We start from the raw sequence: 23,777 nt of genomic DNA on the forward strand, positions 1-23,777 counted from the left end.
TGCCACGTGAATTAAGGTTAGGCTAACCTTGCCACGTGATTCCAGGTGAAGACGCGTCCTCGGGCCTGCGAGGGCATGAACTGGCGGCCACCGGCGTGACCGTGGCGTACGACGGCACGGACGTCGTGCACGACGCGGCGCTGACGCTGCGCCCCGGCGAGGTCACCGCACTCGTCGGCCCCAACGGCAGCGGCAAGTCGACCCTGCTGCGCACCGTCGCCCGGCTCCAGCGCCCCCGGCACGCCGCGCTCACGCTCGACGCCGCCACCGACGCGCTCGCGCTCGGCCCGCGGGAGTTCGCCCGCCACGTCGCGCTGCTGCTGCAGAGCCGGCCCACGCCCAGCGGCCTCAGCGTGCGCGACGTCGTGGAGTTCGGCCGCTACCCGCACCGCGGGCGCTGGGGCGGCACCGACCCGGGCGGCCGGGCCGCCGTCGACCGCGCCCTCGCCCTCACCGGCGTCACCGGCCTCGCCGACCGCGGCGCCGAACACCTCTCCGGCGGACAGCTCCAGCGCGTCTGGCTGGCCGGCTGTCTCGCCCAGGAGACCGGCGTGCTGCTCCTCGACGAGCCCACCACCTACCTCGACCTGCGCTACCAGGTCGAACTCCTCGATCTGGTGCGCGATCTGGCGGACGACCAGGGCATTGCCGTCGGGGTCGTGCTGCACGACCTGGACCAGGCGGCCGCCGTCGCCGACCGCATCGTGCTCCTGGCGGACGGACGTGTCGTCGCCGAGGGAGCGCCCGAGGACGTCCTCACCCCCGAGCGGCTGACCGAGGTCTACGGCATCCGCATCGAGGTCGACACCGACCCCCTCACCGGCCGCCTGCGCACCCGCGCCCTCGGCCGTCACCACACCCGAAGCGAAAGGCTCAGCACCACCTCATGAGACGCCTCCTGCGCACCGCGCCCCTGGCCGCCGCTGCCCTCCTGCTCGCCGCCTGCGGCACCACCGAACCCGCGGCCGACGAGGCGCCCAAGGCGTCGGCCGAGCCCATCACCCTCACCGACGCGTCCGGCGCCGAGGTGGAGCTCGACGGCCCCGCCAAGAAGGTCGTCGGCACGGAGTGGAACGTCGTCGAGCACCTCCTCTCGCTCGGCGTGGAGCCCGTCGGCGTGGCCGACGTCAAGGGCTACAAGACCTGGAACAGCGCCGTACCGCTCACCAACGACGCCAAGGACATCGGCACCCGCGGCGAGCCCAGCACGGACACCATCGCCGCGCTGAACCCCGACCTCATCGTCGCCACCACCGACCTCCAGCCGAACGCCGTGAAGCAGTTGCGGAAGATCGCCCCGGTCCTCGAGGTGAAGTCCGCCGACGCCTCCGACCCCGTCGGGCAGATGCTGGAGAACCTCGACCTCATCGCGAAGGCCACGGGCACCACCGAGCAGGCCGCCACCCTGAAGAAGAACTTCGACGCCAAGCTCGCCGAGGGCGCCGAGGCCCTCGAGGACGCCGGCCTGAAGGGCGCCGGGATCGCCTTCTCCGACGGCTACGTCGTCTCCAACCAGGTCTCCCTGCGCCCCTACACCTCCGGCTCGCTCATCGGCGGCGTCAACGAGCGGCTCGGCCTGAAGAACGCGTGGAAGCTCAAGGGGGACGAGGCGTACGGCCTCGCCGCCACCGACGTCGAAGGCCTGACCGCCCTGGGCAAGGTGCAGTTCGCCTACATCGGCAACGAACAGGACGCCGCCAGCGACCCGTTCGGCAACGAGCTGAAGAACAACTCCGTGTGGAAGTCGCTGCCGTTCGTGAAGTCCGGCGACGTGCACCGCCTGGACGACGGCATCTGGATGTTCGGCGGCACCGGCTCGATGGAGCGTTACGTCGACGCCCTCGTCGCGGCGCTGACGAAGTAGCCGATGGCCGTCACCGCAACCCCTCCCACCGTCCGCCCGGAGACGGTTCCGTCCCGGGCGGGCGCGGCCGCGGTGACGACCGCGCTGGTGCTCCTGGTCGCCGCCCTCGCCGTCGTCGACATCGCCCAGGGCACGGCCGCGGTCGGCCCGGCCGAGGTCCTCAAGGCCCTCACCGGCCGGGCCGATCCGGGCGACGCGTCCGTCGTCATCGCCTCGCGGCTGCCCCGTATGGCGGCGGGGCTGCTCGTGGGCGCCGCCCTGGGCGTCGCGGGCCTCGCCCTCCAGGCCGTCAGCCGCAACGTCCTGGCGTCCCCGGACACCCTCGCCGTCAACGCGGGCTCCTACTTCGCCCTCGGTGTCGTCGCCGTCACCGGTCTGTCGCTGCCGCTGATCGCCTCCTCGGCCGTCGCCTTCGCGGGCGGTCTGGGCGCGGCGGCGGTCGTCCTCGGCCTGTCCGGGCTCGGCGCGGGCACCGTACGGCTCGTGCTGGCCGGCACCGCGCTCGCGCTCGGCCTGACCGCCGTCACCGAAGGACTGCTCCTGCTGTTCCCCGAGGAGACCGAGGGCCTCTACCAGTGGAACCAGGGGAGCATCGGCCAGAACGGCTTCGACGGAGTGCTGCAGATGCTGCCCGTCGTCGTCATCGGGCTCGCCGGGCTGTTCCTCGTCGCGCGCCGGGTGGACGCCCTCGCGCTCGGCGACGACACCGCGCGCGGCCTGGGCGTGCCGGTGCGGGCCACCCGCGTCACGGCCGTCGTGCTGGCGACGCTGCTGTCCGCCGCTGCCGTCACCCTCGCGGGACCGATCGGTTTCGTCGGTTTGTGCGCCCCGGCGCTCGCCCGGCCGCTCGCCCGCTGGGTCCGGGGCGTACGGCGCCTGCGCGTCGGCGCCCCGGTCACCGGTCTCGTCGGCGCCGCGCTGGTGCTCGGCGCGGACGTGCTGCTGCGCGCCATGATCGACGCCGACACCGCCGTCGCGGTGCCCACCGGCGTGGTCACCGGCTTCGTGGGTGCCGCGTTCCTGGTGGTGATGGCGGCCCGGCTGCGCGACACGGGCGGCGCCGCCGCACCCGACAAGCTCAGCATCCGCAGTCGCGGGGTCTTCGTCGTCACGCTCACGGCACTGGTGCTCGCGCTGGTCGGCGTCGCCGTCGCGGGGCTGCTGCTCGGCGACCACAAGCTGCTGCTGGGCGACGTGGCCAACTGGGCGCAGGGCAACGCGGGCCGGACGGTCTCGTTCGTCCTGGACACGCGCATCCCGCGGGTGCTCGCCGCGCTGCTCGCCGGCGCCGCCCTGGCGCTGGCCGGCACGCTCGTCCAGGCCGTCACCCGCAACCCGCTCGCGGACCCCGCCGTCCTCGGCGTCTCCGGCGGCGGTGCGCTCGGCGCGGTCATCCTCGTCACCACCGTCCCGGTGGCCGGGGGATGGAGCGTCTCGGCCGCCGCCTTCGCGGGGTCCGCGCTCACCGCGGTCCTCGTGTTCGGGCTCGCGGCGCGCGGCGGCTTCCAGCAGAACCGGCTGGTGCTCGTCGGCATCGGTGTGGCGTCCGGGACGACCGCAGTGATCAGCCTGCTGATCGTGCTCACCGACCCGTTCAACGCCACCAAGGCGCTCACCTGGCTGTCGGGCTCCACCTACGGCCGTGACCTGCCCGACGTGCTGCCCCTCGCGGCGGTGCTCGCGGTCGGCGTGGCGGTGGCGGGCGTACGGCACCGGGAGCTCGACCTGGTCTCCCTGGACGAGGACACACCGAGGCTCCTCGGCCTGGACCTCGCGCGGGGCCGGCTCGGCTTCCTCGTGCTGAGCGTGCTGCTCACGGCGACCGCCGTGTCTGCCGCGGGCACCATCGGCTTCGTCGGCCTGGTGGCACCGCACGCGGCGCGCGCCCTTGTGGGCCGCCGGCACACACGGGTGCTGCCGGTCGCGGTGCTGCTGGGCGCCGTGCTCGTGTGCACGGCGGACCTGCTGGGCCGCACCGTCATCGCCCCGGCGCAGCTGGGCGCCGGCCTGATGACGGCGGTCATCGGCACGCCGTACTTCCTCTACGTACTGGTGCGCGCCCGGCGTTGAGCGGGGCGGTTCGTCACCGCGGGCCTCGCGGCGGGGAGTTCACCTCCCGGTCGCGGGGCCCGCGTCGTTCCTCGGCGGGGTGACGGTTCAGCCGAAGGCCTTGACGGCCTGGTAGTAGGTCCACGCGGTGCTGTTGCAGGTGGTCCTGGTGGCGCCGCTGTAGCCGTTGCACACGCGCTTGAGGTCCTCGTGGAAGGCGCTGTCGAGCCGGGACTTGTTGGCGCTGAAGGAACCGGCGGCCTTGTAGTTGCGATAGCCGAAGTCGTGTCGGGCGCAGGCGTTCGAGAACGGGAAGCCGAAGGGGTTGTCGGGGGAGGAGGAGCAGTAGTCAGTGGACCAGTCGAACGCGTACGCGGACCAGGCGCCCTGGTTGGAGCGTGCGGCGGCCCACTGGTTGTAGCTCGATGCGCTGGTCTGGGTCCAACTGGCCAGGACCTGCGGCTTGTCGGCGGGTGCCGCGACGGCGGCGGTGGCCGTGCCGAGGACGCCGACGAGGGCGAGGGCCGGGGTGGCGAGTGCGGCGGCGATTCTTCGGTGCATCCCACACCTCCATGAGACTGCGGTCCGACCACCGGACCGCAGGTTCATGACAAGGCATGCCCGTGGGGGAGGTCGGTTTACACCGCAACTACCGCACGTTCTCCGTGGAGAGGCCGCCCCACCCGGGGAAAAACCACCTGACAGGGTGACGGGCGGCGCACCATCCTGACCGCGCCGGCCTCCGGGTTCCGGGTTCCGTCGTCACCCCCGTCTCAGGCGCCCCTGCGCGCACGAGCCGCGGCACGGCCGGGGAGCCCTTTCCCCTGTGCCGGGGGTGAGTGGCAGGCGGCAGGTGCCGTGTCGCGGAGTGCCGTTGGCACCGGATCGCATGGGCGGGCACGTCCGCCTGAGGGGCTCCAGGTCCTGAGCGCGCCGCGCGCGGCGGTGTTCTACAGGCCGACGCCCTGGTAGGCGCGGTCTATCAAACGATCCAGGCCGGGTGCCCGGGCGTCGTTCACCCACCACCGGAACGCGGTACGGAACACGGCGATCGCGATCTCCGCGTGGACGTCCGAGACGTAGGCGCCTGTCGTGCGAGTACGCAGGGCGGGAGCGAGAGCCCGGGACCACGCCTGCAGCTTCAAGAGCTCGCGCTCGGCGAGATCGGGGGTGGACTGGACCACGGTCGCACGCTTGACGATCTCCGTGCGCCGCGGCTGGAAGTCCTGAGCCAGGGCCCGCAGTGCCGCACGGTGCGCGTTCACCACATCACCGTCGGCGCGCTCGGCCGCGTCCACCAGCAGTGCCGTGATCCGTTCCTCGTCGCCGAAGAGGACTTCACTCTTGTCCTTGAAGTGCCGGTAGAAGGTCCGGTCGGTGACTCCGGCCCGTTCGGCGATGTCGGCCGTGGTGGTCGCCTCGTATCCGCGCTCCAGGAAGAGGTCGAGAGCGGCTGCCTGCAGCCGCGCCCGGCTTCCCGGCTCCCAGCGTCCCATGGGAACACCTTACCGGGAATGTCACAGTGCGACATCGTGGTTAGAGTGATGTCACAACCTGACATCACTGAGGTTCCGATGAAGGAGTCGCACATGACCCGCCCTGACGTCGCGTCCGTCCTCGGCCGTCTTGACTCGCTCGGCGCTCCCGGCGTCGAGGAACTGTCCCCGGCCCAGGCACGGGCCCAACTGGAGGAGTCCGTTCTGAGCGCGGACCTGCCGGTGAGCGACATCGCCGTGGAGCGTCCGCTGACCATCCCCACCCGGGCCGGGAACATCGCGGGCCTGCTGCTCGACGCCCGCCTCACTCGCGGTCCCGGTCCGGTTCTCCTCTGGTACCACGGAGGCGGCTTCGTCACGGGCGGCCTGGACACGCACAGGTCGTTCGCCGCCCACGTCGCCCGTCACACCGACCTCCCGGTCGTGCTCGTCGACTACCGGCTCGCGCCGGAAGCCCCGTTCCCGGCAGCGGTCGAGGATGCGGAGGACGCCGCGCGATGGGTCGCGGACAGCCCCGCCGATCTCGGACGCGAGGCCGACGCCGTCGTCGTCGGCGGCGACAGTGCCGGCGGCACACTCGCCATCACGACCGCGATGGCGCTCAGGGACGCTCCGGCGGCCCGGAACGTCCTGGCGCAACTCGTTGTCTACCCCGGTACCGATCTCTCCCGCAGGTACGATTCGCGCGCGGAGTACGGGACCGGCCGCATCCTCACCAGTGAGGCCCTGGAGTGGTATCACGGCCACTACCAGGCCGATCCGTCGGACTGGCGCGGGTCACCGCTGCTCGGCAGCCTGGCCGGGCTCCCGCCCGCCGTGGTGCTGACCGCGGGCGAAGACCCCGTGCGCGACGAGGGACGCGCCTATGCGGCCGGCCTCGTCACGGCCGGGGTGGAGACCACGTTCCACGAGGCGACCGGCAACGTGCACGGCTTCGTGCTGATGCGGAGAGCCGTCCCGTCGGCGCAGGACGACACGGTCCGCGCACTCGACGCCCTGACGGCCGTGCTCCGTTCCCACGGGGGCGGTGGGCGCGGGTGAGGCTGCGACTGTGGCTGCTGGCCGGCGGAACGTTCGTCCTCGGCATCGACGCGCTGCTCCTGGCAGGGCTGCTGCCGGCCGTCGCCGACGACCTCGACGTCAGCCTCGCGAGCGCGGGACGGCTGACCACGGTCTTCGCGTTGACCTACGCGGTTGCTTCGCCCCTCTTGGCGACCGCCACCGGCAGGTTCGACCGCAGGCCCGTGCTCCTCGCGGGTATGGCGGTGTTCGTGGCCGGCATGGCCGCACAGGCCGCGGGTCCGACGTACGGGACGGTCATGGCGGGGCGGGTTCTCGCCGGGATCGGGGCCGCCGCCTACCAGGCCAACGCCTACGCGGTCGCCACCGTCATCGCTCCCCCCGAGCGCCGCGGGCGAGCACTGGCGGTCGTGGCCGCCGGCACCAGCCTCGCCAACATCGCCGGCGTTCCGCTCGGTGTCCTGGTCGGGCAGTGGATCGGCTGGCGTGGAGCGCTGTGGGCCGTCGCCGGGCTCGCCCTGGTAGCCGCCGCGACCGTGTTCCTCCTCGACCCCGTGCGGCTGGACCACGTGCCGTTGCGCCACCGCCTCTCCCTCCTCGCACGCCCACGGATGCTCGGTCTGCTCACCACGACCGCGCTGGTCCTGGTCCCCCAGTTCACCGTCGTCAGTTACATCGCCCCCGTCGTCGGTCATACCGGGCAGCACGCCGCACGCACCGTCGTCGCCCTCGTGGTCTTCGGCACCGCGTACTTCGTCGGCAACCGCCTGGTCGGGTGGCTGACCGACCGGCGCGGCCCCCGGCCCGTCCTCCTGGGCGGGCTGCTCGTGACCACGGCCGCTCTGGTGGCGCTGTGGACCGTGCAGGGGGACTTCGCTCTCACGCTCGTGGTCCTGACCGCGCTCGGTGTGGCCGGCCCCGCGCAACTCACCGCACAGCAGGGACGGGTCTTCGCCGCTGCGAAGGACGCGGGGGTCATCGCGCTGGGCCTCAACGGATCCATGATCTATCTCGGCAGCGCCCTGGGGGCCGTCACCGGTGGCATCGCACTCGACCTCGGCGGACCACACGCGATCATCCTCTTCGCCGCGGGCGTGGCTGCGGCGTCCTTGCTGGTCGTACTCGCCCAGCGGGACAAGGAGGCGGCTCGCGCGCACGGACCCGCCGGCTGCCGCGTCCCCCCGCGGCGAGTGGATCCGCGAGGTGAGAGCAGGCGGGCAGGTCGGTGACCGTCCTGCCCGCCCCGAAGCACACGCCGGCGCACCGGCACAGCCGTAGGTGACGAACAGGCCACAGCGCGCATACACGAAAGGAAGGGAACCCGTATGACACAGCAGAACGACCCACTGGAGAGGATCGTCACCGCCTATGCCGACGCCTTCAGTCATCTGGCCGGTGCCACCACCGGGCGTACACGGAGAGGTGCGCATGGTTCCGTGCTGGCGGTCTCCGGAGCGCCGACTGCCGCACTGAACATGATCGTGAGTACCACTCGCGAGGCGAGCGTCGAGGAGATCATCGAGTTGGCGGACGCCGAAAGGCTGGGGGAGGAGGGCCCGCCCTGGAGCATCCGAGTCCGGGGGGTCCCGGGCCCTGAGGTCACGGCGGTGGCCGCACGGTACGGGCTGACCCGTCATGAGCGGGAGCCGCTCATGCTCCGGCACTCAGATCAGGGCGTCCCGAACGGGCCGACGCCCAAGGACTTCCACGTCAGGGCCGTACCGGTGGACGAACTGGATGTGTACGCGAGGACGGTGGCCGACGGTTTCGAAGCTCCGCCGGAACTGTTCCAGGTGCTCGCCGACCCCGCCGTGGGGAACATCGACGGCATGACCTTCTACCTGGCGGAGCTGGGCGGTGTCCCGGTGGGGACAGGCATGACGGCCACAGCCGGCGATGTCGCCGGGATATTCAACATCACCACCCTCCCGGAATTCCGGCGGCGCGGCTACGGGCGGGCCACTGTGTCGGAGATGGTTCGCGCAGGCCACATGACAGGCGCTGCGACTTCCTACCTGTACGCATGGGACATGGGCAGGCGTGTCTACGAGTCGCTCGGATTCCGCACCGAGGAGTATCTGACGGTGATCACCGCTCCGGACTAGTTCCTTCCCGTCGTGACCGGGCACGGGCGTCGACACGACCGGCCGTCGCCGGGTGGTCGGGCCCCGGCTCGCTCGGCTCGCGCGGTCCGTCCGCGCGAGCGCCCCTCACCTGGCCGCTCGGCCCGGTGAGGGGCGCCGGCCACCGAGCGTGGGTGCGCCGCACCCACGCCCGGGACGCGAACCCGCATTACCGTCGTCAGGGTGGACAGTGAGAACAGGCTCGGTGACTACCTTCGTGCCCGACGAGCACTGATCGTGCCTCACGACGTCGGTCTGCCCGACGACGGACCGCGGCGGGTGCCGGGGCTCCGGCGCGACGAGGTGGCGTTGCTCGCGGGGGTGAGTACGGACTACTACATCCGGCTGGAGCAGGGCAGGGAGCGGCATCCGTCCGACCAGGTGCTGCGAGCGATCGCCGGTGCGCTGCGGCTCGACGACGCCGCCGCCGAGCATTTGTTCCGGCTCGGCCTGCCGGTGTTCGGGGAGAGGGCTGCCACGTCGTCGACCGCTGCTCCGGAACTGGTGCGGCTCATGGACGGCATGCCGGACCTGCCGGCCTTCCTGGTCGGCGCCGCGCAGGACATCCTGGGCGCGAACGCCATGGCGCGGCAGCTGTACCGCGGATTCGCCCGGTACGACAACCTCCTGCGCATGATCTTCCTGGACCCCTATGCACGGTCCTTCTACGGTGACTGGGAGGCCGTGGCGAGTCGCGCGGTGAACAACCTGCGGGCGTCGTCCTCGCAGTTCCCCGCGGACGGCCGCATTCAGCAGATCGTCGGCGAACTGACCTTGCGCAGCCCGGCGTTCTCGAATCTGTGGGCCCGCTACGAGGTGCGTCCACGGACCCGCGAGGAAAAGCACTTCGTGCATCCGCAGGTGGGGGAACTACGGCTGCACTTCGAGACGCTGGCGGTCGCCGGCGCCCCTGGACAACACCTGTCCGTCTACAGTGCCGAACCCGGCAGCGTCAGTCATGAGGGCCTGGCCCTGCTGCGCCGACTCGCGGAGCCGGCCGCCACCGACCCCGACTGTGCGGGGCAGGACAGGACGCTGGAGAAAGGTGACTCCCGGACATGAACACATCCCTTGCCGACAGCGTCGGCACCTTCGAGATCGCGGGGAAGAAGATCGCGCGGCTGGGCTTCGGCGCCATGCGGCTGACCGGCCTCGGGATCTGGGGCGAACCCGAGGACCGCGCCGAGTGCGTCCGTGTCGTACGGCGTGCGGTCGAACTCGGCGTGCAGCTCATCGACACCGCCGACTCCTACGGACCCCACATCAGCGAGGAGATCATCCGGGAGGCGATCCATCCCTACCCGGACGACGTGCTCATCGCCACCAAGGCGGGCCTGACGCGTAAGGGCCCGGACGTCATCAGGCAGGGAGACGAACTCCTGCGCCTCGGGCCCGCAGCCTGGCCGCCGCTCGGCCGCCCCGAGTACCTCCGCCAGGAGGCTCTGATGAGCATGCGCAGGCTCGGCCTCGACCAGATCGACCTGTTCCAGCTCCACCGCATCGATCCCCGGGTGCCACTGGAGGAACAGGTCGGCGAGCTGAAGAACCTCCAGGACGAGGGCAAGATCGTCGCGATCGGGCTGTCGCAGGTCACGGTCGACCAGATCGAGCAGGCGCGGCGGATCGCGGAGATCTCCACGGTCCAGAACCGCTACAACGTTTCCGACCGGAGCTCCGCCGACGTCCTGGACCACTGCGCCCGGCACGGCATCGGGTTCATTCCCTGGGCTCCCGTGGCCGCGGGCCGGCTGGCGGACCCGGGCGGGCCGCTCGGCCACATCGCCGCCGCCCACCGCACCACGCCGTCGAACGTGGCGCTGTCCTGGCTGCTGCACCGTTCCGACGTCGTCCTGCCCATCCCGGGCACGTCCAAGGTCGCCCACCTGGAGGACAATCTGGCGGCGGCCCGGCTCCGGCTCAGCGACACGGAGCTCGAGGAACTCGACGCGGCCGCGTAGCGACGTACTCCCTGGCCGGCTCGGCGGTGCGGCCCGCAGGAGCCGGTCGACGCCGGACACGAGCACGCCCCGGCAGAGCGACGGGCGCCGTGGTCAGGTGGCCCACTCCTCACACGAGCGACGTGGGCACTGCCTCCGGTCCGTCACGCCTCCACGCCCGCCGTGGGGGAAGCCGCCCGCGGGAGACCCGCCGCACGGCCGACCCCGCCGACACCACCCACCTTTCCCAGAGACGCAGGTAGCTGTGATTCTTCCGTTCGACGACGTCGGCCGGGGCCGGCCGGTCGTCCTGCTGCACGCCCGGCCCGTCGACCGCACGATGTGGCGGGCGCACCTCCCCCTGCTCCGTGAGGCCGGTGTCCGGGCCCTGGCCATGGATCTCCCCGGTCACGGCGACGCCGCCGGGGCCCAGCCCGACGAGGCGGCTCCCTGGTCCGATGTACTGGACACGCTCGACCATCTCGGGGTCGACCGTTTCACTGTCGCCGGGAACTCGCTCGGCGCCCTGGTGGCGCTGCGAATCGCCGTCGCGGAACCCCGACGGGTACAGGGACTGGTCTCCATCGGCTACCGGCCGCACGCCCTGCCGCCGTCGGCCCGCCTGCGGACCGCGTGGGACAGGGAGCGGGCGGCGCTGGAGGCCGACGACATCGAAGCCGCCGTCCAGGCCAACGTCGAGGCCTGGCTGGCCCCCGGGACACCGGACGAGGTCCGTGCGCGGGCCGCCGACATGATGCGCCGGCAACTGGTCGCACGCGTCAGGTACGGCGAACCGACCCCGGCGGCGGACCCGGTGGGCAAGGACACCGACGCCCTCCGCTCCTTGTCCGTTCCGGCCCTGGTAGGTGTCGGTGAGTTCGACATGCCGGACTTCTTCGAGGGCGGAGCGATCCTCCGTGAGGAGCTCCGGGCCGGCGAGGTCGTCGTCGTACCGGACACCGGGCACCTCGCCCCACTGGAACGGCCAGACCTCTTCGTCGCTCTCCTGCTCGACTTCGTGGGCCGCCTTCCGGACTAGCTGGCGGCACGCGCCTACCGGCCGTCCGCGGCGGCGGTGCCGGTGGGGAGCGGGCGTTCCCACACGGTGACGTATCCCTTGTACGTGGGCAGCCCGTCGTTTCCCCGGCCCGGGACGATCTCGGTGATCCTGGCCTCGGCGACGTGGTCGTCGCTGGTGACGGCGCACAGGGTGGTGCCGGTCTTCACCACGCGCCCCAGGCGCAGTTCGGCGGCCGGCAGGGGGTGGGGCAGCACGGCGGTCTGCTGCTCCTCCGTGCAGACGGTCTTCCGTTTCCCGACGACCAGCAGGACGCTGCCCAGCCAGCCGTCGGAGGTGTAGAGGAGTTCGGCCGGTCCGGGAAGGGCGTCACGTTCGAGGTAGGTGGCCTGCGGGAGGTCGAGGTCGAGGTGGTTGGCCTGGTCCTTGAGGGGTGGCGGGGCGAAGGTGAACGGCTTGTCCACGAAGAGCGGCCGGTAGCCCGGCGGCGCGTACGGCGCGCCCGTCCCACCGTCGCCCGTCCCGTCGCGCGCCGGTTCCGGTGATCCGGTCGGCGGGCTCGTCCGGGCGCCTCCCGCCTCGCCGCCCTTCGACCCCCACAGGGCCGGGACGGTGACGGCCGCAGTGACGGCCGCGACGGCGAGGGCGGCGACGAGAGCGTGCCGAGGGCGGCGCGACCGGCCGGGACGGACGGCGGGGGGCGGGGCCATGGCAGGAGGCGGCCCGAACCCGGCGGGCGGTGCGGCCACGGTCGCCCGGGGTACGCGGAGGAACCCGCTCGCCCGTCGCTCGGCGGCGGCCACGGCGGCGTTGACGGGCTCGGGCAGCCATGCGCCGAAGTCGTTCAGCGGCCGGTCGGCCACCTGCTCGCACTGGTCCGCGAACTCGGCCGCGGTGGGCCGCTGGGCAGGGTCGGCGGCGAGGGCCGCCCGCAGGAGGCCGCGCAGGGCGGCAGGGCACGCGTCCAGGTCGGGCGGCTGGGTGTCCGCGCCGGCGATCCGCGCCGCGATGCCCAGACCGCTGCCCTCGCCGTAGGGGTGCAGTCCGGTGGCCGCGACCGCGCTCAGCAGACCGAGTGAGAAGACATCGCCGGGCGGTCCCGGCCGGCCTCGCGTGTGCTCGGGGGACATGAAGCGGGGCGTGCCGATGATGCCGCCGGTGGCGGTGAGGTCGGTGCCGTCGGCCGAGCGGGCGATCCCGAAGTCGATCAGCCAGGGGCCGTCCGCGCCGACGAGGACGTTGCTGGGCTTGACGTCCCGGTGGACGTACCCGGCGGTGTGCACGGCGTGCAGCGCGCGTGCCACGCAGCCCGCGATCTGCAGGACGGTGGCCACCGGGAGCGGCCCGTGTGTGCCGAGGACCGTGTCCAGGGACAGACCGGGCTGGTAGGGGGTGACGATCCAGGGCTGTCCGGCGTCGGTGTCGAAGTCGAGGACGGGCACCAGGTGGTACCCGGCGACCTTCCGGGCCGCCTGGGCCTCCCGGGCGAAACGGTGGCGGTAGTGCGGCTCCTCGGCGTGCTCCCGGCGTATCACCTTGAGCGCCACGGGCCGGTTCCCCCGGGTGCGGGACAGGTAGACCGTGCCCATGCCGCCCTCGCCGATACGGGCCAGCAGCGGGTAACCGCTGATCTGTCCGGGATCCTCCGGCCGCAGCGCCCGCACCTCGCCCGCCGCACCCTCCGCCCACATGTCCCGGTCCCTCCCCGTGTTTTCCGCCGCCCTGCCCCCGTGGTGGCCGCAGCCTAGCCGGGGGACTCCGGCGTACACATGAGTACGACGACTCATACGGCCCCGGAAGACGGTGCCGCGCGGGAGACGAAGGAGCCGCACCCGGGCCGACCGCGGGCCTGGATGCTCCAGTCGGAATCCGTTTCCCGAGCTGCTGGTTGTATGTGCCCAGATGGACGTGACGCCTGAAGTCACCGCCTGACAGCCGGAGTTGGAGTCAATGTTCGCTCGGGCTGCGGGTCGGTTCGCCTTGGCGGATCTGCGGTGGCGGATGCGTGACTACGTGCGGGGTCTGCCGGCGCCGGCCTATGCATACGGTCGTGCGGAGGAACGGCGGGCACCTGGCCGAACGGGCCGGCCACCGGGACCCGTCCGTGTACCGGTCGGCTCGGGGGAGCGGTGTGTCGCCGATCGGCAGCGCGTGCAGGCGGCCAGGCGTGTCCTGCCCCTGCTGGGAAGCGGGGCGGGCCCCTGTACGCCCGCTGACGGACGTGAGGGCGGTAGCGCGGGGCCGGCCGGGACTCCTCTCGAACCCGCAGGTCGCCGTTCGCGGGACTCCTCGAGCTCTGCGTGCTCCAAGGGCTCGCACGGCGGCTTCCGCAGGCGTGCGGGACCGCCACGGCCGTGGCGAACGGCCCGGTGCCGTCGTCCACCGGCCTTCGAAGTGGTCGAGGCGGTGGCCGCCCACCAGGGGACCGGGGACGAAGAGCGCCGCGCGGCTCTGGCCGGCGGATCATTGCCGGAGCCGGAGCCGGAGCCGGAGCCGGAGCCGGAGCCGGAGCCGGAGCCGGAGCCGGAGCCGGAGCCGGAGCCGGAGCCGGATCGCAGCGGCGGCAACTGTGCCGTGGAAGACGTAGGCCCTCTCGTCATAAAGGGTCGCGACCGCGCGGGATCTCCTGAGCCGGTTGTTGGTCCGCTCGACCTCGTTGCGACGTCAGCCCGGCGGCCCGGGCCGGCCCGGCGGACCAGGCGTCCGGACGGCGGGTGCGCCGAGCGCCCCCGTGCACCCGAGGAGCCCGCCGGCATCCGGCTTCTCGGCAGCAGCGGGGATGCAGCCAGAGGTGCGGGCAACGACTGGGACGGCCCCCGGAACGGCGCGTGGCCGTGCCGGGGGCCTGGCGAGTGAGGTCAGGAAGCGGGCTGCCGCAGGACGGCGACGGCGCGCGGGCCGAGGGTGAGGGTGCCGTCGGCGTCGGCGGAGCCGAGCAGCACCTCGCCGTCGAGCCCCGGCACCGGGACGGTGTCGTCCGTCCGGTTCACCAGGAACAGGAACCGGCCCTCCGGGCCCCGGCGCACCACCGGCTCGACCGAACCCCGCGCCTCGGCGGGCAGTTCGCTCTCCACGCCGGCCGGTTCCAGCAGACGCGGCAGCAGCGCCGCCAGCCCGTCCACGCCGAGCCGCGTGGAGACGTAGGCGGCGGTGCCGCGGCCCGAGGCGCGGCGGGTGACGGCGGGCCGGCCGGCCTGCTCGCCGGTGCGGTAGCGGACGAGGACGTCCGTGTCGTCGGCGGTCACCGTGATCCGGTCGGTCCACAGCGTGCCGGTGGTGGCGTCGTCCAGCTCCACGCTGTCGCCCGCGAGCAGCGGCGCGAACTCCTCGACCCGGATGCCCAGCAGGTCCCGCAGGGCGCCCGGGTAGCCGCCGAGCCACACATGGTCGTGCTCGTCGACGACCCCGGAGAAGTACGTCGTGATCAGGTGGCCGCCCTGCTCGGTGTAGCGGGTGAGCGTCTTGGCCAGGTCGGCGGGCACCATGTGCAGCACGGGCGCGATCAGCACCTGGTGGCGCTGGAGGTCCGAGCGGGTGGTGACGAGGTCGGCGCGGATGCCGAGGCGGAGCAGCGCCGAATACCAGTCGAGGGCCTCCTGCCGGTACTTCAGCAGGGCGGTGGGGTGCGAGTCCTGCTCGCTGGCCCACCAGGAGTCCCAGTCGTACACGATGCCGACCTTCGCGGGCTCCCGCTCGCTGCCGGCCACCGGGGCCAGTGCCTTGAGCGTGGCGCCCAGCTCGGCCACCGCGCGGAACAGGTCGCTGTCGGCGCCGGCGTGCGGCACCATCGCCGAGTGGTACTTCTCGGCGCCCGCCGCCGACTGCCGCCACTGGAAGAAGCAGACCGCGTCCGCGCCGTGCGCCACGTGCAGCAGGGAGTCGCGGGCCAGCTCGCCGGGGCGCTTGGCCACGTTCACCGGCTGCCAGTTGACGGCGCTGGTGGAGTGCTCCATCAGGAACCACGGCCGGCCGCCGGAGATGCCGCTGGTGAGGTTGGCGGAGAAGGACAGCTCGTCGCGGTCCTGCGGACCGGGGTGCACGTAGTGGTCGTTGGAGACGAAATCGATCTCCTCCGCCCAGTCCGCGTAGTCCATGCCCTTGGTGTTGCCCATCACCATGAAGTTGGTGGTGACCGGCACGTCCGGGGTGATCTCCCGCAGCACGTCCCGCTCGGCGCGCAGGTGGTCCTTCAGCGCGTCCGACGAGAACCGCTTGAAGTCCAGCTGCTGCGTCGGGTTGGGGTGCGAGGCGGCGAGACGCGGCGGCAGGATCTGCTCCCACGCGGAGTAGCGCTGCGACCAGAACGCCGTGCCCCAGGCGTCGTTGAGCGCGTCCAGCGTGCGGTACCGCTCGCGCAGCCACTCCCGGAAGGCGCGGGCCGCGTCGTCGGAGTAGTCGTACACGTTGTGGCAGCCCAGCTCGTTGCTGACGTGCCAGGCGACGAGCGCCGGGTGGTCCTTGTACCGCTCGGCGAGCGTGCGGACCAGGCGCAGCGCGTACTCCCGGAAGACGGGCGAGGTGGGCCGCCAGTGCTGGCGGGCACCCGGCCACAGGGTCTCGCCGGTCGCGGTCACCGGGAGGACCTCCGGGTGGGCGGTGGTCAGCCACGGCGGCGGGGAGGCGGTCGCGGTGGCCAGGTCGACGCCGACGCCGCCCTCGTGCAGCAGGTCGAGCACGTCGTCCAGCCAGCCGAAGTCCCAGGTGTCCGCCGTCGGCTGGAGCCGGGCCCAGGAGAAGATCCCGACGGACACGACGTTGACGCCGGCCTCCCGCATCAGCCGGACGTCCTCCTCCCACACGGGCCGGGGCCACTGCTCCGGGTTGTAGTCGGCGCCGAAGAGGAGACGGGGGGCGGTGTCACCGTCCGGCCCGACGCTGCGGGACAGAAGGGTGGAGATCATGGTGGTCCTTCCGGTGGGCGCGTCGAGGGCGGCGCGCGGCATGGTGCGCGCCGCCCCGCGGGTGGTGCGTGTCGCTACTTCTCGACGGTGAAGCCCTGCTCCTCGCCGTACTTCACCGAGGCGTCCTGCCAGGCCTTCAGACCGTCCGCGAGGCGCGTGCCGGAGATGTAGGCCTTGCCGACGGTGTCGTTGAAGATCGAGTTGGCGTACGCCTGGAAGGGCAGGTACGACCAGTCGTCGGCGACGTTCGCGGCCGAGTCGGCGAAGATCCCGTTGGCCTTCTGGCCGCCGAAGTACGGGAACTCCTTGCCCAGGAAATCGGCGGACTTCAGCTCGGCCTGGGTGGCGGGGAAGGCGCCCTCGGAGACACGGGAGGCGACGCCCTCACCGGAGTTGGCGTACTCCACGAAGGCGTAGGCCAGTTCCTTGTTCTTGGCGAGCGCGGGCACGGTCAGCGCGCTGCCGCCGTTCTCCGCGCTCGACTTGTCGCCCTTGGCCCACGCGGGGAGCGCGGCGACGCGCCACTGGCCGGAGGCGTTCGGCACCCCGGACTCGAAGTTGGCGGGCATCCAGGCGCCGGTGGACAGCGTGGCGATGGAGCCGTCACCGAGGCCCTTGTACCAGTCGTCGGTCCAGCTGGTGACGGGCGCGAGCAGCTTCTCGTCGATCAGCTTCTGCCAGACGTCCGTGAACTTCTTGGCGTTCGCGTCACCGAAGTCGATCTTCACGTTGGTGCCGTCGACCTTGTAGGGCCGCGAACCGGCCTGCCACAGCATGCTGGTGGTGAAGCCGGCGTCACCGGTGTCGTTGGCGATGTACGCCTTCGGGTCGGCCTTGTGCAGCTTGCGGGCCGCGTCCAGGTACTCGTCCCAGGTGGTCGGGACGGCGATCTTGTACTTGTCGAAGACCTGCTTGTTGTAGAACAGCGCCATGGGACCGGAGTCCATCGGCAGGCCGTACACCTTGTCGCCCTCGGTGACGGCGTTCCACGGGCCCGGGGTGTACTTGGAGGCCAGCTTGTCCGCGCCGAAGCCGGACAGGTCGGTCAGGCCCTTGGTGAGGGAGTACTGGCCGACCGAGAAGTACTCGAGCTGGGCGACGTCCGGGACGCCCTTGCCCGCGGATATGGCGTTCGACAGCGCCGTGTAGTGCTTGTCGCCGGAGCGCTCGCTCACCAGGTTGATCTTGACCTTGGGATGCTTCTTCTGGAAGTCGGCGGCGACCGTCTTCAGCGTGGGCTCCCACGACCAGACGGTGACCGTGCCGCCCTTGTCCAGGGCGGCCTGGATGTCCTCGGCGGAGACCGCCTCGGTGCCGGCGCCGTCGTCCGAGCCACCGCAGGCGGTGGCGCCCAGGGCGAGGGAGGTCACGAGGGCGATGCCGCCCAGCAGGCGGCTGGTCCTTCTGCGCATGAGTGTGGATCCACTTCTTCGTGGGTGGGACAGGGGGAGGGGTGGGGGAAGGGGAACGTGGGGTCGAGGGGCGGCCGGGGCCGCCGGGTCACTCCTTGACGCTTCCGGCGGCGAGACCCGACTGCCAGAACTTCTGGAGGAACAGGAACGCGACGACGAGCGGCACGATCGTGAGGAGCGAACCGGTGATCACCAGGTTGAAGATCACTTCGCCGCCGACGGTCTCCGCCTGGGAGTTCCACGCGCTCAGGCCCAGCGTCAGGGGGTACCACTCCGGGTCCTTGAGCATGATCAGCGGCAGGAAGTAGTTGTTCCAGGTGGCCACCGTGGTGAACAGCAGCACGGTCACAATGCCGGGGGCGAGCAGCGGGAGCGCGACGGTGAAGAAGGTCCGCACCTCGCCCGCGCCGTCCATCCGGGCGGCCTCCAGCAGCTCCGTGGGGATCGCCTCACTGGCGAAGACCCACATCAGGTAGAGGCCGAACGGGGACACCAGCGACGGCAGGATGACCGCCCACGGGGTGTCCGTCAGCCCCATCTTGCTGAACATCAGGAAGGTGGGGACGGCGAGCGCGGTGGCCGGGACCGCCACCGCGCCGATCACCGTGGCGAAGACGCCGCGCTTGCCGGGGAAGTCGAACTTCGCCAGCGCGTACCCGCCGAGCACCGCCAGCAGGGTCGCGCCGCCCGCGCCCAGCACCACGTACAGCAGGGTGTTGAGCAGCCAGCGGGTGAAGATGCCGTCGCCGTAGGTGAACGTGTCCCGGATGTTGTCCCACAGTGCGAAGTCGTCCGCGAACCAGAGGCCGTTGGAGCTCGCCAGCCCGGCCTGCGTCTTCGTGGCGTTGACCACCAGCCAGATCAGCGGGACCACGGTGTAGAGGACGACCAGCGAGGTCAGCACGGTCAGCAGCTTGCTGCGCCGCGGGCGGCCCGGGCGGTGCTCCTTCACGCGTCGCAGACGCGGGGCGCTCCTCACCGCGCCGGGGGCCGTGGTGGCGGGTGCGGGGGTGGTGACAGGGGTGGTCATCGGGTCACGCTCCCTTGCGCATGCCGCGAAGCTGCACGACGTAGGCGACCACCATCGTGATCAGGCCCATGATGATGGCCACGGTCGCGGAGTAGTTGTGCTGCTGTCCGCTGAAGGACAGCGAGTACGTGTAGAAGTTCGGCGTGTAGTCCGTCGTGATGGCGTTGCGGGCCAGCGGACGCAGGATGCTGGGCTCGTTGAAGAGCTGGAAGCTGCCGATGATGGAGAAGATCGTCGCGATGACCAGCGCGCCGCGGATGGCGGGCAGCTTGATCGCGGTGATCACCCGCCACTGGCTCGCGCCGTCGATCTCCGCCGCCTCGTACAGGGAGTGCGGGACGACCCGCAGCGCCGAGTAGAAGATCAGCATGTTGTAGCCGACGAACTCCCACGTGACGATGTTGCCGATGGAGGCCAGGACCAGGTCCGCGGAGAGCGGGTCCGGCAGCGACCAGCCGAAGGCCGAGTTGAAGTCACCGACCAGGCCGTACTTGGTGCCGTACATGAAGCCCCACATCAGGGTGGCGACCACGGCGGGCACCGCGTACGGCAGGAAGATCGTGATGCGGAAGAAGCTTTTTCCGTACAGCCGGCCGCTGTCCAGGGCGAGCGCCACCAGCAGGGCGATGCCCAGCATGATCGGCACCTGGATCACCAGGAACAGCGCGACCCGGCCCAGCGACGCCCAGAACAGCTCGTCCTTCAGCGCCTGCTGGTAGTTCTCCAGACCGACGAACGTGGTGCCGCCGATGAGCTGGTCGCGGAACAGGCTGAGATAGACCGAGTAGGCGATCGGAGCGAGGAACACCAGGGCGAACACGGCCGCGAACGGGCCGATGAAGCCCCAGCCCTTCCACGAGCGCCGGTCCCGTCTCGCCGGAGGCGGGGCCGGCCGCGGCCCTGCGGCCGTCGGCGGTTGCAGCGTCGTCATGTCGTTCCTCGCTGTTCGGCGTTCCGGTAACCAGCGGCTCGGCACCCGGCACGAAGCCGGGCGGCAGGTCGCCCGGTCCGGATGGTTGCGTAAACATCGCTCGGCCCGGGAAGCGCGTCGAGCTGTTATGTTTACGTAAACATTCGGTGGCGGCATGTCTACACTGCCCCGATGACGACGGTCAAGGGTCCTCAGACGGACCGTGACACGAGAGACAGGAAGGCGGGGGGAAACACGTGGAGACGGTCGACGACGCGGTGGTGAACCCGGGCGGCCCGGCCGCCGCGACGGCGGGAGACGGCCCGGGGACGGCCGCGCCCGCCCCCCGGCGCCGCACCCGGGCCCGCGCCACCGCCTCCATGGCGGACGTGGCACGGCTCGCGGGGGTCTCGGCCCAGACGGTCTCCCGCGTCTCCAACGGCTACCCCGGGGTGACCGAGGAGACCCGCCGCCAGGTCCTCGCCGCGATGCAGGAGCTCGGCTACCGGCCCAACAGCGCCGCACGCGCCCTCAAGCGCGGCGAGTTCCGCACCATAGGCGTCATCACCTTCTCGCTCTCCACCACCGGCAACGTGCGCACCCTCGAGGCCATCGCCAACTCCGCCGCGCGCGAGGGTTACGCGGTGACGCTGCTGCCGGTCGCCGTGCCCACGCAGGACGAGGTGCGCGGCGCGTTCACCCGCCTCGAGGAGCTCGCCGTCGACGCCGTGATCGTCATCATGGAGGTGCACCTCCTGGACGCGGCGACGGTCCAGCTCCCGCCGCACGTGCAGGTGGTGGTCGTCGACTCCGACGCCGGCGACCGCTACACGGTCGTCGACACCGACCAGCACGGCGGCACCCGCGCCGCGGTGCGGCACCTGCTCGGCCTCGGCCACCGCACCGTGTGGCATCTCGCGGGCCCCGATGACTCGTTCGCCGCCCAGCGCCGCACGGACGCCTGGCGCGCCGCGCTGTCCGAGGCGGGCCGGGAGCTGCCGCCGCCGGTCCGTGGCGACTGGTCGGCCGAGTCCGGCTACCGGGCCGGACTCGAACTCGCCGCCCGCGAGGACTGCACGGCCGTCTTCGCCGCCAACGATCAGATGGCACTGGGGCTGTTGAGAGCGCTGCACGAACACGGCAGACGGGTGCCGGAGGACGTCAGCGTGGTCGGCTTCGACGACATCCCGGAGGCGTCGTCGTTCCTGCCCCCGCTGACCACGCTGCACCAGGACTTCGCCGAGGTGGGGCGGCTGTGCGTGCAGGCGGTGCTGCGGAAGATGCGGCAGGAGGGGCCGGAGCGGGGGACCACGCTGGTGCCGGCGCGGCTGGTGGTGAGGGAGAGCACGGCCCCGCCGCCGTCGGGACGCTGAAGGGCTTCCGCGAGCCCGCCGCCGACGCGGGACGGCGGTCGTCGAGCGATCAACGACCCGTGTCGGTGAGGGCGTTGATGTGCCAGACTCGATGATCGTCAGGGCGTAAAGAGTCGTCGCACCCACCGGAACGGACGAGTTCATGCCGACGGGCACACCCCCCACCCCGCCGCGGACCGACACCAGCAGGGCCCAGCCAGCGCGGGTCTACGACTGGCTGCTGGACGGCAAGGACAACTACCCGGTCGACGAGGCCGTCGGACGCAGACTCCCGCCGCAGGCGAAGGACGCCGCCCGGCAGAACCGCGCCTTCATGCACCGCGCCGCCGCCTGGCTCGCGGACCAGGGGGTCGACCAGTTCCTCGACATCGGCACCGGCATCCCCACCGAGCCGAACCTCCACCAGATCGTGCAGCGCGTGGTCCCCGCGGCGCGGATCGTATACGTCGACAACGACCCCATCGTGCTGCGTCACGCCGAGGCGCTGCTCGTCAGCAGCCCCGAGGGCACCACGGAGTACGTCCAGGCCGACGTGCGCGACCCCGGCGGGATACTGCGGCACGCCCGTGACGTCCTCGACTTCTCCCGGCCCGTCGCGCTGTCCCTGATCGCCCTCCTCCACTTCCTTCCCGACGACCAGGACCCCCAAGGCATCGTCAGGGAACTGGTGGGCGCGCTTCCGCCGGGAAGCCACCTCGTGCTGTCCCACGCCGCGTCCGACCTCCACTCCGACCTTGCACGCCAGGTCACCGAGGAGTACGCCCGCGCCGGCATCCGCCTCGGCTTCCGCACGCGCGACGAGGTCGCCCGCTTCTTCCACGGCCTCGACCTGGTCGCCCCGGGCCTGGTGACGGCCCCGGAATGGTTCCGTGCGGAGCCCGCGCCCGCGGCCGAGGACAGTGGGATCTACGCGGGAGTGGCGAGGGTGCCGTCCGGGGGGACGGCGTAAGGGGCGGGCGGAGGGCCGAGAGCCGACGGGGCCGACTGCCGGCACCCGGAGGTGCGTGCTCTCCGGTCCCGTGACGGCGTCCGGGGAAACCGCAATGCTCCGGCAGGCATCGGTCAGGTAGCGTGCGGGACATGTCGAGCCCTGAGTCGGACGAGGTGGGGGCTGCCGGTCACGCCGTCAGCCCCTGAACCACCTGGTTCGTAGTCCCGTCGTCGCACCGCCTTCCGCGGTGGGGCGCGCGTGTGTTCACGGCTGGCCGCGGTGACGAGACGACCCCCTCGTGCCTCTCCTCACCTCGGAGCCACTCGATGCCCCTTCCGCTGTACGTGCTCGCCCTGGCGGTCTTCGCCATGGGCACCTCGGAATTCATGCTCGCCGGCCTCCTGCCGGACATCTCCCTGGATCTCGGCGTCACCGTCGGGACGGCGGGCTCGCTCACCTCGGCCTACGCGATCGGCATGATCGTCGGAGCCCCCTTGGCGGCCGCGGCGGCCCGCGACCGGCCCAGGCGTCCTGCCCTTCTGGGCTTCCTCCTCGCCTTCGCCGCGGCCCACGCCGTGGGGGCCGTGTCCACGAGCTTCGCCCTCCTGTTCCTCACCCGGGTCGTCGCCGCGCTCGCGAACGCCGGATTCCTCGCCGTCGCCCTGACGACCGCGGCCGCCCTGGTCCCGCCCGGCAGGAAGGGACGCGCGCTGGCCGTTCTACTGTCCGGCACGACACTGGCCACGATCGCCGGCGTGCCCGGCGGAGCGGTGCTCGGCGCGGAAGCCGGCTGGCGGGCCACCTTCTGGGCCGTGACCGCGCTCTGCCTGCCGGCGGCTGCCGGCATCCTCATGGGCATTCCCGCGGGGCAGGGTGCACACGGGGCGACCGGCAAGCCGGCGCTGCGGACGGAACTCGCCCAACTCACCCGGCCCCGGCTGATCCTTGTCACGCTGCTCGGCGCGCTGGTGAACGCGGGCACCTTCGGCGGCCTCACCTTCCTCGCACCCGTGGTGACCGACACCGCCGGACTGGGCGAGCTGTGGGTGTCCGTCGCCCTGATGCTCTTCGGCGCCGGCTCCTTCGTGGGCGTCACCGCCGCCGGACGGCTGTCCGACCGGAACCCCGGCCGGGTCGTCGCGGTCGCGGGCCCCTTGCTGCTGGTCGGCTGGCCGGCCCTGGCGGTGCTGGCCCACGAGCCGGCCGCCTTGCTCCCGCTGGTGTTCGCGCAGGGCGCGCTGTCGTTCGCGCTGGGCAGCACACTGATCGCCCGCGTCCTCCACGAGGCCGCGGGCGCCCCCACGATGGCCGGCTCGTACGCGACGGCGGCACTCAACGTGGGCGCAGCCGTCGGCCCCGTCGCGGCCGGAGCCACGCTCGGCACCGGAGCCGGCTTCTCGGGACCGCTCTACGCGGCCGGCCTCTTCGTCGCGACAGCGCTGCTCATCGCGCTTCCCTTCCTTCACGTCGTCACGGGCGCCAGGAGGGAGGCGGCGCGGTTGTGACCCCGTCCTGACCGAGCGGGCGTGGTTTCGGCCTCGTCCGTCCATGTCGTCGCCCGGCACAGGTCGTATTCCAGCCGGATCGGGGCACGTCCGTGCTTTGCGCCGGACCCGCAGGGGCGCCGACGGGGCGACCGGCTCACCACGTCGACGAGGGCGCCGTTCCGGGGCGCCCCGAGGGTGATGTGACCCTCGGGGCGCCTCTCGGGCC

At 72.1% G+C, this 23,777-nt stretch carries 19 protein-coding genes and 1 pseudogene; 12 read left to right on the top strand and 8 right to left on the bottom strand.

The window, feature by feature from the left end; all coding sequences use genetic code 11:
• The first annotated feature begins 35 nt into the window (after positions 1-35).
• Genes ACF1AG_RS26500 through ACF1AG_RS26510 form a run of 3 tightly spaced genes read left to right on the top strand, consistent with a single transcriptional unit; the run spans position 36 to position 3,934 of the window.
• A complete protein-coding gene (locus ACF1AG_RS26500; protein WP_359606390.1) occupies positions 36-890 on the top strand; it encodes an ABC transporter ATP-binding protein in 855 nt (284 codons plus the stop codon).
• A complete protein-coding gene (locus ACF1AG_RS26505; protein WP_359606392.1) occupies positions 887-1,864 on the top strand; it encodes an iron-siderophore ABC transporter substrate-binding protein in 978 nt (325 codons plus the stop codon). The genes ACF1AG_RS26500 and ACF1AG_RS26505 overlap by 4 nt, the downstream gene beginning before the upstream one ends.
• A 3-nt stretch (positions 1,865-1,867) precedes the next feature.
• Entirely contained in the window at positions 1,868-3,934 is a 2,067-nt protein-coding gene (locus ACF1AG_RS26510; protein WP_387795121.1) for an iron ABC transporter permease, read from the top strand.
• 87 nt (positions 3,935-4,021) lie between these two features.
• On the opposite strand, the gene ACF1AG_RS26515 is transcribed toward ACF1AG_RS26510, so the two are convergent.
• Both ACF1AG_RS26515 and ACF1AG_RS26520 read right to left on the bottom strand, forming a co-directional pair.
• Positions 4,022-4,474, bottom strand: a complete 453-nt coding sequence (locus tag ACF1AG_RS26515) for a phospholipase (protein ID WP_387795120.1) — start codon at positions 4,472-4,474, stop codon at positions 4,022-4,024.
• A 389-nt stretch (positions 4,475-4,863) separates the two neighbouring features.
• Positions 4,864-5,409 (bottom strand): helix-turn-helix domain-containing protein, encoded by a 546-nt coding sequence (locus ACF1AG_RS26520; RefSeq protein ID WP_359606398.1) that lies wholly within the window; start codon positions 5,407-5,409, stop codon positions 4,864-4,866.
• A gap of 93 nt (positions 5,410-5,502) precedes the next feature.
• On the opposite strand from ACF1AG_RS26520, the gene ACF1AG_RS26525 reads away from it, so the two are divergent.
• The 6 genes from ACF1AG_RS26525 to ACF1AG_RS26550 all read left to right on the top strand — a co-directional run bounded on the left by ACF1AG_RS26525 (position 5,503) and on the right by ACF1AG_RS26550 (position 11,528).
• Positions 5,503-6,450, top strand: coding sequence for an alpha/beta hydrolase (locus tag ACF1AG_RS26525; protein ID WP_387795119.1), 948 nt, complete (start codon positions 5,503-5,505; stop codon positions 6,448-6,450).
• Positions 6,447-7,658: an MFS transporter gene (locus tag ACF1AG_RS26530; protein ID WP_387795118.1), complete on the top strand. Its 1,212-nt coding sequence runs from the start codon at positions 6,447-6,449 to the stop codon at positions 7,656-7,658. The genes ACF1AG_RS26525 and ACF1AG_RS26530 overlap by 4 nt, the downstream gene beginning before the upstream one ends.
• 207 nt (positions 7,659-7,865) lie before the next feature.
• A complete protein-coding gene (locus ACF1AG_RS26535; protein ID WP_391810506.1) occupies positions 7,866-8,534 on the top strand; it encodes a GNAT family N-acetyltransferase in 669 nt (222 codons plus the stop codon).
• Between the two features lie 201 nt (positions 8,535-8,735).
• Positions 8,736-9,614: a helix-turn-helix transcriptional regulator gene (locus tag ACF1AG_RS26540; RefSeq protein ID WP_359605786.1), complete on the top strand. Its 879-nt coding sequence runs from the start codon at positions 8,736-8,738 to the stop codon at positions 9,612-9,614.
• Positions 9,611-10,510 (top strand): aldo/keto reductase, encoded by a 900-nt coding sequence (locus tag ACF1AG_RS26545; protein WP_387795116.1) that lies wholly within the window; start codon positions 9,611-9,613, stop codon positions 10,508-10,510. Before ACF1AG_RS26540 ends, ACF1AG_RS26545 begins: the two co-directional genes overlap by 4 nt.
• A 244-nt stretch (positions 10,511-10,754) precedes the next feature.
• A complete protein-coding gene (locus tag ACF1AG_RS26550; protein ID WP_359605789.1) occupies positions 10,755-11,528 on the top strand; it encodes an alpha/beta hydrolase in 774 nt (257 codons plus the stop codon).
• Positions 11,529-11,542: 14 nt separating this feature from the next.
• Here ACF1AG_RS26550 and ACF1AG_RS26555 read toward each other — a convergent pair whose 3' ends face one another.
• The 6 genes and pseudogenes from ACF1AG_RS26555 to ACF1AG_RS26580 all read right to left on the bottom strand — a co-directional run bounded on the left by ACF1AG_RS26555 (position 11,543) and on the right by ACF1AG_RS26580 (position 19,781).
• Positions 11,543-13,198, bottom strand: coding sequence for a serine/threonine-protein kinase (locus tag ACF1AG_RS26555; protein WP_391810507.1), 1,656 nt, complete (start codon positions 13,196-13,198; stop codon positions 11,543-11,545).
• 844 nt (positions 13,199-14,042) lie between these two features.
• Positions 14,043-14,171: pseudogene (locus ACF1AG_RS26560) on the bottom strand (IS5/IS1182 family transposase); the annotation flags it as partial.
• A 194-nt stretch (positions 14,172-14,365) separates the two neighbouring features.
• Positions 14,366-16,408: a beta-galactosidase gene (locus ACF1AG_RS26565; protein ID WP_387795114.1), complete on the bottom strand. Its 2,043-nt coding sequence runs from the start codon at positions 16,406-16,408 to the stop codon at positions 14,366-14,368.
• A gap of 74 nt (positions 16,409-16,482) precedes the next feature.
• A complete protein-coding gene (locus tag ACF1AG_RS26570; protein ID WP_359605795.1) occupies positions 16,483-17,820 on the bottom strand; it encodes an extracellular solute-binding protein in 1,338 nt (445 codons plus the stop codon).
• Between the two features lie 88 nt (positions 17,821-17,908).
• Complete coding sequence (locus ACF1AG_RS26575; protein WP_387795113.1) at positions 17,909-18,850, bottom strand: carbohydrate ABC transporter permease; 942 nt, start codon at positions 18,848-18,850, stop codon at positions 17,909-17,911.
• 4 nt (positions 18,851-18,854) lie between these two features.
• A complete protein-coding gene (locus ACF1AG_RS26580) occupies positions 18,855-19,781 on the bottom strand; it encodes a sugar ABC transporter permease (RefSeq protein WP_359605799.1) in 927 nt (308 codons plus the stop codon).
• 359 nt (positions 19,782-20,140) lie between these two features.
• Between ACF1AG_RS26580 and ACF1AG_RS26585 the strand changes: the two genes are divergently transcribed.
• From ACF1AG_RS26585 to ACF1AG_RS26595, 3 genes are all read left to right on the top strand, one after another.
• Positions 20,141-21,133: a LacI family DNA-binding transcriptional regulator gene (locus ACF1AG_RS26585; protein ID WP_387795284.1), complete on the top strand. Its 993-nt coding sequence runs from the start codon at positions 20,141-20,143 to the stop codon at positions 21,131-21,133.
• A gap of 142 nt (positions 21,134-21,275) precedes the next feature.
• Positions 21,276-22,082, top strand: coding sequence for an SAM-dependent methyltransferase (locus tag ACF1AG_RS26590; RefSeq protein WP_359605803.1), 807 nt, complete (start codon positions 21,276-21,278; stop codon positions 22,080-22,082).
• A 308-nt stretch (positions 22,083-22,390) separates the two neighbouring features.
• A complete protein-coding gene (locus ACF1AG_RS26595; protein ID WP_387795112.1) occupies positions 22,391-23,569 on the top strand; it encodes a Cmx/CmrA family chloramphenicol efflux MFS transporter in 1,179 nt (392 codons plus the stop codon).
• The last annotated feature ends 208 nt before the right edge of the window (positions 23,570-23,777 follow it).

It is taken from the genome of Streptomyces sp. NPDC014764, from assembly GCF_043082785.1.
Taxonomy (GTDB): Bacteria; Actinomycetota; Actinomycetes; order Streptomycetales; family Streptomycetaceae; genus Streptomyces; species Streptomyces althioticus.